At 57.0% G+C, this 635-nt stretch carries 2 protein-coding genes; both read right to left on the minus strand.

The window, feature by feature from the left end; all coding sequences use genetic code 11:
- Positions 1 to 203: hypothetical protein (locus AC1RPR_RS07985; protein ID WP_481763432.1), on the minus strand; the 203-nt coding region annotated here is incomplete at its 3' end.
- A gap of 9 nt (positions 204 to 212) precedes the next feature.
- Positions 213 to 494: a hypothetical protein gene (locus AC1RPR_RS07990; RefSeq protein ID WP_481763433.1), complete on the minus strand. Its 282-nt coding sequence runs from the start codon at positions 492 to 494 to the stop codon at positions 213 to 215.
- Positions 495 to 635: the final 141 nt, after the last annotated feature.

Below are 635 nucleotides of genomic sequence, written 5' to 3' on the forward strand. Positions count from 1 at the left end.
ATATGCTTTCGGTGCGAACGGATGATAGCCAACAGGTTATCACACGCGTGCACGCCGTCCGCGCGTCGCGGTTTCGGTTCCGCGTGCTGATTCACGCACGCATCGATATCAACACGGGCGCGCGGCATGAATCCGGCCGCCCAGCCCGGAATGGGTGCCTTACGTTGTAGCCAATATTCGGCGTGAATTCCGGTCAGGTTCATATACACCCTTTATTTGGCGATGGCCGCCTGTCGGCTCAGTTCAATGGTCAGGGCTTCTGCCTTGTCCGCGTGCCCGCGCTCGACCAACGCGCCCACAACCAAACCCCCGAGCAGTGCCGCATGTGCGCCCTTGCCCCGCTTGCTTTTGAGAACGCGCAGTGCGCCGCGTGCAGCACTCAGCGAGTGCGAACCGCTGATAGTTTGCGGCCCGATAATGGAATCAGCAATACGGCCGGCTTCTGCTTTGTACTGATTGAGAATCGAAACAGGGGTATTTGTGTTCATTGTCAATTTTTGATCGATTGGTTGCGAGTTTTGATTGCATCATATTGACGCCGACAGTCGGCAATCCACGCGTTCCACGCTTCCGGCTCGTACATGCCATAGTCCTGATACATGCCGACCAGATCGCCGTTTTTGCGCGCGTCTGAC

The organism is Dellaglioa sp. CoH-57-MRSF-22 (assembly GCF_056781895.1).